The sequence below is a fragment of the Pantoea sp. 1.19 genome, assembly GCF_001922585.1.
GTDB lineage: Bacteria > Pseudomonadota > Gammaproteobacteria > Enterobacterales > Enterobacteriaceae > 1-19.
On the sequence record NZ_MRBS01000002.1, the window covers coordinates 569,199 to 579,621 of the forward strand.

Sequence of the window (10,423 nt, forward strand, 5' to 3'; positions counted from 1 at the left end):
TCATGTCTCGTAAACCGCTGGAAGGCATGCCGCTGGTATTAATGACCATCGCCCTGTCGCTGGCGACCTTTATGCAGGTGCTGGACTCCACCATTGCTAACGTGGCGATCCCGACCATTGCCGGTAACCTCGGCGCCTCGAACTCGCAGGGCACCTGGGTGATTACTTCGTTTGGGGTGGCGAACGCCATCTCTATTCCGATTACCGGCTGGCTGGCGAAGCGTATCGGTGAGGTGAAGCTGTTCCTCTGGTCGACCATCGCCTTTGTGGTGGCCTCCTGGCTGTGCGGTATGTCAGAGAGCCTCGGCATGCTGATTTTTTTCCGCGTGATTCAGGGGGTGGTGGCCGGACCGCTGATCCCGCTGTCGCAGAGCCTGCTGCTGAATAACTATCCGCCGGCGAAGCGAAGCATTGCGCTGTCGCTGTGGGCGATGACGGTGATCGTCGCGCCGATCTGCGGCCCGATCCTCGGCGGCTGGATCAGCGATAATTACCACTGGGGCTGGATTTTCTTTATCAACGTGCCGATCGGCGTGGTCGTCGTGCTGCTGACCCTGCAAACTCTGCGCAACCGGGAGACCGAGACCCGCATTCAGCCGATCGATACCGTTGGTCTGGCGCTGCTGGTGATTGGCGTTGGCAGCCTGCAGGTGATGCTGGATCGCGGTAAGGAGCTGGACTGGTTTAACTCCAGTGAAATCATCATCCTTACCGTGGTCGCGGTCGTGGCGCTGGTGGTATTGCTGGTGTGGGAGCTAACCGACGACCATCCGATTGTCGATTTGTCACTATTCAAGTCGCGCAATTTCACCATTGGCTGCCTGTCGATCAGCCTCGCCTATATGCTCTATTTTGGCTCGATCGTCCTGCTGCCGCAGCTGCTGCAGGAGGTGTACGGATATACCGCCACCTGGGCGGGCTTAGCGTCGGCGCCGGTGGGCATCATTCCGGTGATCCTGTCGCCCATCATTGGCCGCTTTGCCCATAAGATTGATATGCGCCAGCTGGTGACCTTCAGCTTTGTGATGTATGCCGTCTGCTTTTACTGGCGCGCATACACCTTTGAGCCGGGGATGGATTTTGCCGCTTCGGCCTGGCCGCAGTTTATTCAGGGCTTTGCCGTGGCCTGCTTCTTTATGCCGCTGACCACCATTACCCTGTCTGGTCTGCCGCCGGAGCGCCTGGCCGCCGCGTCGAGCCTGTCGAACTTTACCCGTACCCTCGCGGGGTCGATCGGCACGTCGATCACCACCACCCTGTGGACCAATCGCGAGTCGCTGCACCACGCGCAGCTGACGGAATCGGTGACGCCCTACAACCCGAATGCGCAGCAGATGTACCGGCAGCTGGAACAGCTCGGGATGAGCCACCAGCAGGCGTCAGGCTATATCGCGCAGCAGATCACAAATCAGGGGCTGATTATCTCCGCTAATGAGATTTTCTGGATGTCGGCCGGGGTGTTCCTGGTGCTACTGGTGCTGATTTGGTTTGCCCGACCGCCGTTCAGTGCCGGCGGCGGCGGCGGCGGCGCCCACTGAGTGGGGAGACAAAAACGGGCGCCCGCGGGCGCCCGTTTCACGTTCTGCTTCTGCCGCACGGGGCATTAATGATGCTGGCGCCACCACTCGGCCAGCAGGATCCCGGTCGCCACGGAGACGTTCAGGCTTTCTACCTTGCCGGTACCGCCAATCGACAGGCTCAAATCGCCCTGCTGGAACGCGCTGTCGGAGAGGCCATCGCGCTCCTGACCCAGCACCAGTACCATTTTCCGCGGCAGCTCGGCGCGCGCCAGCGGGACGCCCTGATGGCTGGAGGTGGTGACGATGGTGTAGCCCGCCCGGCGAAACGCATCCAGGCCGTCAACGAAGCTGTCCGCGGTGATTGCCTTGACATGCTCTGCGCCGCCCTCAGCCGTACGCACCGCCGCGCCGGACTCCAGCAGCGCCGCGTCATTGACCAGCACGCCCCTGGCCCCGAAGTGCGCACAGCTGCGCATGATGCCACCGAGGTTGTGCGGGTTACCGATATCTTCCAGCGCCAGCACGCAGTCGGTTTCGTCGGCCGCGGCGATCCACTCATGGACCAGCGTACCGTTACGCTTTTTAATCAGAAAGCAGACGCCGCCGTGGTGCTCCGTGCCGGAGGCCTTCGCCAGCTCGGCATCATCCACCACGTGATACGCCTTACGATGAGCGGCGAGGTATTTCAGCGCGTCGCGAAAACGCGGCGTGACGCTCTGCACAAACCAGGCGCGCACGATGGCTTCCGGGCGACTCAGCCACAGTGCCTGACAGGCGTGCTCGCCATAGACGCGGGTCTCCTCCAGCCGCTGACGACGCAGCTGTTCGGGATCGATGTAGCTTTTGCCACTGATACCGCCGTGATCCGGCGTGGCCTCGGCCGCATCGCGCGGACCGCGCGAGACGGTGCGCCATGGGGAGCCGCCGCGCTCATCGCGATTATCACGGCTGTCGCGCGCATCACGTCCCTTTTTCTCTCCGCGCGGCGGGCGGCGATCGCCAGCAGCTGGGCGGGCGCCTTTGCCGGTACGCGGATTTTGACCCCGGTTGTCTTTACTTTCATCACCGCGGACAAACATCACTTTGACTTTACCGCTTTTACCTTTAAATTCGTCGCTCATTTCTCTCTCCTGCTGGCGCTGCACGAAGCGCGCAGATTACCCGATGTCACGGCGGGGCGCCATCAACATTCGCACTCAGCCGGTAACTATTATACCTATTGAGTAAAACGCATTGAGCCGCCGTCGCACGGCCTGCATACTGGTGACTTAAGTCGGTTTAGCGTTAAACCACGGTTGTTAAGGGGATTTATGAAAACCATTTGTGCATCCTGCCAGGCAGCAAATCGCGTGCCAGACGAACGCATAAACGATGCGGCGAAATGCGGCCGCTGCGGCCACGCCCTGTTTGATGGCGACGTGATTAACGTCACCGCGGCCACGCTGGATAAATATTTGCAGGACGATTTGCCGGTAGTGATCGATTTCTGGGCCCCCTGGTGCGGACCGTGCCGCAGCTTTGCTCCGGTATTTGAAGACGTGGCAGAACGCCGCCGCAGAACGGTGCGCTTTCTGAAGGTGGATACCGAAGCCGAACCGGCGCTGAGCGCACGCTTTGGCATTCGCAGCATTCCCACCATCATGCTGTTTAAGGCGGGCCAGCGGGTCGATACCCTCGGCGGCGCGCTGCCCGCCGGCCCCTTTAGCCAGTGGCTGGATGAAGCACTGCAGTAACTGAGCTTATCGGGTAGAATGGCGTTTTTCGCCCGACTGATCCTGTATGACTGATAACGCCGTTCTTCGCCTGCGCGCCGCACGCCTCGCGCGCGCCACCCGTCCCTTTCTTGCCCGCGGCAACCGCACGCAGCGCTGTCAGCGCTGCCTGCTGCCACAACAGCAGTGCCTGTGCGCCACGCTGGCTCCGCAGCAGGCGCGCAGCCGCTTTCTGCTGGTGATGTTTGACACCGAGCCAATGAAACCCAGCAATACCGGCCGGCTGATTGCCGACGTATTGCCCACGACCGAAGCGTACGGCTGGTCACGCACCGAGCCGGATCCGGCCCTGCTGCGCGCCGTCCGGAATCCCGAAGTGCAGCCGCTGGTGGTGTTCCCCGCCGGCTACGCCAATCCCGGGCGGCCGGTGCTGACAACGCCGCCCACCGGTGGCAAACCGCCGCTGTTTATTCTGCTCGATGGCACCTGGTCCGAAGCGCGTAAAATGTTTCGCAAAAGTCCGTGGCTGGACGATTTTCCGCTGATGTCGCTCGCACCGGCCGCGCCGTCACAATACACCCTGCGCGAAGCCAAAGGTGAAGGTAAGCACTGCACCGCCGAAGTCGCCAGCGAGCTGCTGGCGCAGGCGGGAGATGAAGCGGCTGCCCGCGCGCTGCAGGCGCATTTCCTGCTGTTCCGCACGCGCTATCTGGCCGGAAAACCGCATCACGTTGCCGCCGATACGGCACCGGGGAGCGCTTCGTCGGATAATGGCGACGGCTTCTCAGCATAATGGCCTGAAAGGGCGTAAAATCAGGCTGTTCCTTCAGAGAGGAGAGCCCCGATGAGCCAACGTGGACTGGAAGCCCTGCTCCGTCCGAAGTCGATCGCCGTGATTGGCGCCTCGATAACCCCCAGCCGCGCCGGAAACCTGGTGATGCGGAACCTGCTAGCCGGCGGTTTTAACGGCCCGGTGATGCCGGTCACGCCGCGGCATCAGGCCGTGTGCGGCGTTCTGGCCTGGCCCAGCGTCGCCGACCTGCCGCTGTCCCCCGATCTGGCGATCCTCTGTACCCACGCCAGCCGCAATCTGGCGCTGCTGGAACAGCTCGGACGGCGCGGGTGCAAGGCCTGTATCGTACTCTCCTCGCCGGCCAGCCAGCAGGCCGAGCTCAAGGCTTGCGCCAGCGCGTGGCACATTCGCCTGCTCGGCCCCAACAGTCTCGGCCTGCTGGCGCCCTGGCAGGGGCTGAACGCCAGCTTTTCTCCGGTGCCGATTCTGCCGGGCAAGGTAGCATTTATTTCCCAGTCAGCAGCGGTGTCCAATACGATCCTTGACTGGGCGCAGCAGCGCCAGCTGGGTTTCTCCTGGTTTATCGCCCTCGGTGACAGCCTGGACATCGACATTGATGACCTGCTCGACTTTCTTGCCCGCGATGGCAAGACCCGCGCCATTTTGCTCTATCTCGAACAGCTGAGCGACGCGCGGCGCTTCGTCTCAGCCGCCCGCAGCGCGGCACGCAACAAGCCGATTCTGGTTATCAAGAGCGGACGCAGCCGCGAGGCGCAGCAGCTGCTGGGCACCGCTGGCGGACTCGATGCCGCGTGGGACGCCGCAATTCAGCGCGCCGGACTGCTGCGCGTGCAGGATACTCATGAGCTATTTTCAGCGGTGGAGACCCTGAGCCATATGCGACCGCTGCGCGGTGAGCGGCTCATGATCATCAGCAACGGCGCGGCCCCCGCGGCGCTGGCGCTGGACGCCCTGTTTGCCCGTAACGGCAAACTCGCGGTCCTGAGCGACGCCACCCGGGCGCAGCTGGCTGGCCTGCTGGCTGAGCCGACGGAACAGGCCAACCCGTTGGATTTAAACGATGACGCGACGCCGCAGCGCTACCTGCAGGCCATCCGCATTCTGCTCGACAGCGGGGACGCAGATGCGCTGATGATCATTCACGCGCCGAGCGCGGTAGCGCCGGCCACCGATACCGCCGAACAGGTGATTGCGCTGCTGCGCGACCACCCACAGGGGCAGCACATAACGCTGCTGACTAACTGGTGCGGTGAGCACTCTTCCCTGACCGCCCGCCGGCGCTTTAGCGATGCCGGCATACCGACCTACCGCACGCCGGAAGGCACCGTCACGGCCTTTATGCACATGGTGGCCTATCGTCGTAACCAGAAACAGCTGCGGGAGACGCCGGCTCTGCCGGTAAATCTGCCCCAGGATACGGCAGAGGCTCACCAGCGCATTCGACGCTGGCTGGAGGACGGCGCTACCAGGCTGGATACGCATGAGGTGCAGCCCATTCTGCAGGCCTATGGACTGAGCACGCTGCCCACCTGGATTGCCGGCGACAGCGCCGAGGCGGTGCATATTGCCGGGCAGATTGGCTATCCGGTGGCGCTGAAGCTGCGTTCGCCGGACATTCCGCATAACTCTGAGGTACAGGGGGTGATGCTCTACCTGCGCGACGCCGTCGAAGTTCAGCAAGCGGCGGAGGCGATCGTCGACCGGGTGAAGCTCGCCTGGCCGCAGGCGCGTATCCACGGCTTACAGGTGCAAAGTATGGCCCACCGCGCCGGTGCGCAGGCGCTGCGGGTGGTGGTCGAGACGGATCCGGTCTTTGGCCCGCTGATCATGCTGGGCGAGGGTGACGTGGCATGGCAGGCAGATCGCCCGGCAGCGGTGGCGCTGCCGCCGCTGAATATGACGCTGGCGCGCTATCTGGTGATCCAGGCCATTAAGCAGGGGAACATCCGCGACCGCAGCGCCCTGCGTCCGCTTGATATTGCCGGTCTCAGTCGGGTGCTGGTGCAGATCTCAAACCTGGTGGTCGACTGCCCGGAGATTGCGCGGCTGGACGTGCGCTCACTGCTGGCCAGCGGGGATGAATTTACCCTGCTGGACGTGGCCATGATCCTGACGCCGTTTCACGGTGAGGCGGAATCCCGGTTAGCGATTCGCCCCTATCCACACCGGCTGGAAGAGCGGGTGACGCTAAGTACCGGCGCCGACTGTCTGTTTCGCCCGATCCTGCCGGAGGATGAGCCTCTGCTGCAGCAGTTTATTAGTCAGGTGACGAAAGAGGATCTCTACTATCGTTATTTTAGTGAGATCAATGAATTCACCCACGAGGATCTCGCTAACATGACGCAAATTGACTACGATCGCGAGATGGCGTTCGTCGCCGTGCGTCAGGGAGCCCACGGCGAAGAGATCATTGGCGTGACCCGCGCTATCTCCGATGCGGATAATGTTGATGCCGAGTTCTCGGTGCTGGTGCGATCGGATTTGAAAGGGTTGGGGCTGGGGCGGCGCTTGCTGGAGAAAATGATCCGCTATACCCATGATCACGGACTGCAAAGCCTGAACGGCATCACGCTGCCCAACAATCGCGGAATGATCACGCTGGCCCGCAAGCTGGGCTTCAGCGTGGACGTACAGCTGGAGGACGGGATTGTCACCCTGCAACGTCCCCTGAGGCCAGCAGAACGTCGGGAAAAGTAAAACTCCCCACAGGGCCGCGAGATGATGTTAACATTATGCGTTAAAGCCCTGTTTCCGTGGCGGTAAGCCATCCAACGAACCGAGAAGACGCGCGCTGTGATGTTGTCAAAATTTAACCGCAATAAACACCAACAGCATTTAGCTCTGTTACCTAAGATTGCGCAGTCGGCGGCAGACGTCACGACGCTCTACTCCTCTGCGGACTTTCGCCAAACGCTGCTGGAAAAAATTGCCGGTGCGACCCAGCGCATCTGCATCTGTGCTCTGTATCTGGAAAACGATGACGGTGGCCGGGCGGTGTTGCACGCCCTGTATGAAGCGAAACGTCGCCGTCCGCAGATGGATATTTCGGTATTGGTTGACTGGCATCGCGCCCAGCGCGGCCGTATCGGCGCCGCGGCGAGCGCCACCAATGCCGACTGGTACAGCGAACTCGCGCAGCAGAATCCCGACCACGTGATTCCGGTCTATGGCGTGCCGGTGAATACCCGCGAAGCGCTGGGCGTCCTGCACCTGAAGGGCTTTATCATTGATGATACTGTGTTTTACAGCGGTGCCAGCCTGAACGATGTGTATCTCCATCAGCACGATAAATACCGCTATGACCGCTATCAGCTGCTGCGTAACCCGCAGCTGGCCGATACGCTGTTTAACTGGATCGCGGAGCACCTTACATCCGCCGACAGCGTCTGGCGCCTGGATAGCGCTGAGCGGCCAAAAAGCCCGGAGATCAAAAATGAAATTCGCCAGTTTCGTCACGATTTGCGCGGTGTTAACTACGCCTTTACCCCGGATGCCGGTAACGAAACGCTGGCGGTGACGCCGCTGGTCGGGCTGGGTAAACACAGCTTACTGAATAAAACCATCTATCACCTGATGCCGTGCGCCGAGCAGAAGCTCACCATCTGCACACCCTACTTTAATCTGCCTGCGATCCTGGTCCGCAACATTATCCACCTGCTGCGAGCGGGCAAGGCGGTGGAGATCATCGTCGGCGACAAGACCGCGAATGATTTTTATATACCGGAAGATCAGCCCTTTAAAATCATTGGCGCTCTGCCCTATCTGTATGAAATCAATCTGCGGCGCTTTCTGAGTCGCCTGCAGTACTACGTCAGCGCCGGCCAGTTAACCGTGCGACTGTGGAAAGATGGCGACAACAGCTATCACCTGAAAGGGCTGTGGGTCGATGATGAATGGATGCTGCTGACCGGCAATAACCTCAACCCACGCGCCTGGCGGCTTGACCTGGAGAACGCACTGCTGATCCACGATCCGCTGGGAGAGCTGGCTGAACAGCGCGAACGCGAGCTGGCGCTGATCCGCACGCATACCACCGTGGTGCAGCACTTCCGCGATCTCGACAGCATCGCGGACTATCCACTGAAGGTACGCAAGCTGATTCGCCGCCTGCGCCGCATCCGCATCGATAAACTGATCGGCCGGATCCTCTGATCTCATCTATACTCCCCGAAAACCTGTTTCGGGGATGTTCATGGCAAAATGGCTTCTGTGTTTTACCCTCTGTCTCAGCGGCTGCGCGCATCAGGCCGAAGATCGCTGGACCGGAAAAGATAAGGCGCAACACTTTATCGCCTCTGCGGTTATCGCCGCCGCCGCCATTGAGTACGGCGATCGCCAGCACTGGTCCCGCGCCAAAAGTAACAGCGTTGGACTGATGTTTTCGGTCTCACTTGGGGCGGCGAAGGAGCTGTATGACAGCCGCCCGGCGGGCAGCGGCTGGAGCTGGAAGGATTTTGCGTGGGACATTGCCGGTGCAGCCACCGGCTTTGCCCTGTGGAACGTGGGCCAGTAATCAGAGCTTCATGCCTTCGCCGCGACGGTGCAGCTTCAGCGAAACCAGCAGGGCGATTACCGCCATGCCGGAAACATACCAGAAGAAGCTGGTTTCACTGCCGGCGGCCTTCAGCTGCAGTGCCACATACTCTGCCGATCCGCCAAACAGCGCGTTGGCCACCGCATACGACAATCCGACCCCCAGCGCACGCACCTCGGGCGGGAACATTTCCGCCTTCAGAATCCCACTGATTGCGGTATAGAAGCTGATAAACAGCAGTGCACACATGACCAGGGCAAAGGCCAGCAGCGGGCTGCTGACATTCTGCAGCGCGGTGAGGATCGGCACGGTAAATAACGCGGCGCAGCTGCTGAAAATCAGCATCGAACTGCGCCGGCCAATTTTATCGGAGATTGCCCCGGCCAGCGGCTGAATCAGCATGTAGATAAATAGCGCGACGGTCATCAGTGCGCTGGCCGTTTTTGCCTCCATTCCCGCGGTATTCACCAGATACTTTTGCATGTAGGTCGTGAAGGTGTAGAAACACAGCGAGCCGGCAGCGGTGAAGCCCAGCACCATCATGAAGGCGCGGCGGTGTTTCCATAATCCGCGCAGGCTTCCGGCATCGCGATGGTGGCGGGTCTCGCTGTCTGAGGTTTCGTTCAGTGAACGACGCAGGTACAGCGCCACAATCGCCAGCGCGGCGCCGGTGGCAAACGGAATGCGCCAGCCCCAGCTGTGTAGTTGTTCGCTGCTTAGGATCTGCTGCAGCACGACCACGGTTAGCAGGGCCAGCAGCTGGCCACCAATCAGCGTGACATACTGAAATGAGGCAAAGAAGCCCTTCCGCCCCTCCACGGCCACCTCGCTCATATAGGTCGCGCTGGTGCCGTATTCTCCACCGACGGAGAGCCCCTGCAGCAGTCGCGCCAGCAGCAGCAGCACCGGCGCCCAGACGCCAATCGAGGCATAGCCCGGCAGGCAGGCTATCATCAGTGAGCCGAAGCACATCATGCACACCGAAATCAGCATCGACGTTTTACGCCCGTGCTTATCGGCAATGTAGCCAAAAATCCAGCCACCAATCGGACGCATGAAAAACCCGGCCGCGAAGACGCCGGCGGTCTGTATCAGCTGGGTCGTCGGGTTACCCGATGGGAAAAAAATATGCGCAAAGTAGATGGAACAAAACGAATAGACATAAAAGTCAAACCATTCGACCAGATTGCCCGATGACGCCCCCACAATCGCTCTGACCCGCTGACGGGTATCGTTGCCGTCGCCAGCGGGCGGCGTAGCAGATTTGGACAGCACTTCAGCCATAATCACTCCTCGTTTTTATCGTTTGTTTTATCCATTTGAAAAGGCGCGCTTAGTAAACCACTCTGCGTAGCGATCTGCGATTGTTAAAAAGATGTATCGCCTCGTGGGGGCGTAGTTTTGTGATCTGGATCGGATTAATCAGCCAGGCGGAGAGAGGCTGGCAACGAGGGGGTGGCGGCCGCGCGGGGCGCCTGAACGCAAAAAAACCCGACCGTCGGGCCGGGGCGCCCGCGGCGCCGTCACTCAGGAGGGCGCCCGCCGGCAAACCGCGCGCAAAACAAAAGGCCCGGTCTTTCGACCGGGCCTTTCGCCTGATTTGATGCCTGGCAGTTCCCTACTCTCGCATGGGGAGGCCCCACACTACCATCGGCGCTACGGCGTTTCACTTCTGAGTTCGGCATGGGGTCAGGTGGGACCACCGCGCTACAGCCGCCAGGCAAATTCTGTTGTCCGCGCCGCCATCCGGCCGCACGGCTTCAATCCGTTATGAACTGGGCTGAAAATCGTCTCTCAAGAACGCCTCTGGCGTTGTAAGGTTAAGCCTCACGGGTCATTAGTA

General features: G+C 60.9%; 8 protein-coding genes and 1 rRNA gene. 6 read left to right on the forward strand and 3 right to left on the reverse strand.

Annotated features, from left to right (window positions below):
- Positions 1-2 precede the first annotated feature (2 nt).
- Positions 3-1,538: a multidrug efflux MFS transporter permease subunit EmrB gene (gene emrB, locus BS626_RS06580; RefSeq protein ID WP_075181582.1), complete on the forward strand. Its 1,536-nt coding sequence runs from the start codon at positions 3-5 to the stop codon at positions 1,536-1,538.
- Positions 1,539-1,603: 65 nt separating this feature from the next.
- On the opposite strand, the gene BS626_RS06585 is transcribed toward emrB, so the two are convergent.
- Positions 1,604-2,641 (reverse strand): tRNA/rRNA methyltransferase, encoded by a 1,038-nt coding sequence (locus BS626_RS06585; RefSeq protein WP_075181583.1) that lies wholly within the window; start codon positions 2,639-2,641, stop codon positions 1,604-1,606.
- Between the two features lie 189 nt (positions 2,642-2,830).
- On the opposite strand from BS626_RS06585, the gene trxC reads away from it, so the two are divergent.
- From trxC to BS626_RS06610, 5 genes are all read left to right on the forward strand, one after another.
- Positions 2,831-3,253 (forward strand): thioredoxin TrxC, encoded by a 423-nt coding sequence (trxC, locus tag BS626_RS06590; RefSeq protein WP_075181584.1) that lies wholly within the window; start codon positions 2,831-2,833, stop codon positions 3,251-3,253.
- Between the two features lie 46 nt (positions 3,254-3,299).
- A complete protein-coding gene (locus BS626_RS06595) occupies positions 3,300-4,025 on the forward strand; it encodes a tRNA-uridine aminocarboxypropyltransferase (protein ID WP_075181585.1) in 726 nt (241 codons plus the stop codon).
- Between the two features lie 51 nt (positions 4,026-4,076).
- On the forward strand, positions 4,077-6,743 hold the full coding sequence (locus BS626_RS06600; protein WP_075181586.1) for a bifunctional acetate--CoA ligase family protein/GNAT family N-acetyltransferase: 2,667 nt from the start codon (positions 4,077-4,079) through the stop codon (positions 6,741-6,743).
- Positions 6,744-6,842: 99 nt separating this feature from the next.
- Positions 6,843-8,198, forward strand: coding sequence for a CDP-diacylglycerol--serine O-phosphatidyltransferase (gene pssA, locus BS626_RS06605; RefSeq protein ID WP_075181587.1), 1,356 nt, complete (start codon positions 6,843-6,845; stop codon positions 8,196-8,198).
- Between the two features lie 40 nt (positions 8,199-8,238).
- Positions 8,239-8,559 (forward strand): YfiM family lipoprotein, encoded by a 321-nt coding sequence (locus BS626_RS06610; RefSeq protein ID WP_075181617.1) that lies wholly within the window; start codon positions 8,239-8,241, stop codon positions 8,557-8,559.
- Here the strand turns inward: BS626_RS06610 and BS626_RS06615 are convergent, their stop codons facing one another.
- Together BS626_RS06615 and rrf are read right to left on the reverse strand one after the other, a co-directional pair.
- Positions 8,560-9,864, reverse strand: coding sequence for an MFS family transporter (locus tag BS626_RS06615; protein ID WP_075181588.1), 1,305 nt, complete (start codon positions 9,862-9,864; stop codon positions 8,560-8,562).
- A gap of 321 nt (positions 9,865-10,185) precedes the next feature.
- A 5S ribosomal RNA gene (gene rrf, locus BS626_RS06620) occupies positions 10,186-10,301 on the reverse strand.
- Positions 10,302-10,423 lie beyond the last annotated feature (122 nt).

Excerpts from the sequence above, each read along its gene's own strand:
- emrB (WP_075181582.1), top strand. The coding sequence starts at position 3 with ATGTCTCGTAAACCGCTGGAAGGCATGCCGCTGGTATTAATGACCATC.
- BS626_RS06585 (WP_075181583.1), bottom strand. The coding sequence starts at position 2,641 with ATGAGCGACGAATTTAAAGGTAAAAGCGGTAAAGTCAAAGTGATGTTT.
- trxC (WP_075181584.1), top strand. The coding sequence starts at position 2,831 with ATGAAAACCATTTGTGCATCCTGCCAGGCAGCAAATCGCGTGCCAGAC.
- BS626_RS06595 (WP_075181585.1), top strand. The coding sequence starts at position 3,300 with ATGACTGATAACGCCGTTCTTCGCCTGCGCGCCGCACGCCTCGCGCGC.
- BS626_RS06600 (WP_075181586.1), top strand. The coding sequence starts at position 4,077 with ATGAGCCAACGTGGACTGGAAGCCCTGCTCCGTCCGAAGTCGATCGCC.
- pssA (WP_075181587.1), top strand. The coding sequence starts at position 6,843 with ATGTTGTCAAAATTTAACCGCAATAAACACCAACAGCATTTAGCTCTG.
- BS626_RS06610 (WP_075181617.1), top strand. The coding sequence starts at position 8,239 with ATGGCAAAATGGCTTCTGTGTTTTACCCTCTGTCTCAGCGGCTGCGCG.
- BS626_RS06615 (WP_075181588.1), bottom strand. The coding sequence starts at position 9,864 with ATGGCTGAAGTGCTGTCCAAATCTGCTACGCCGCCCGCTGGCGACGGC.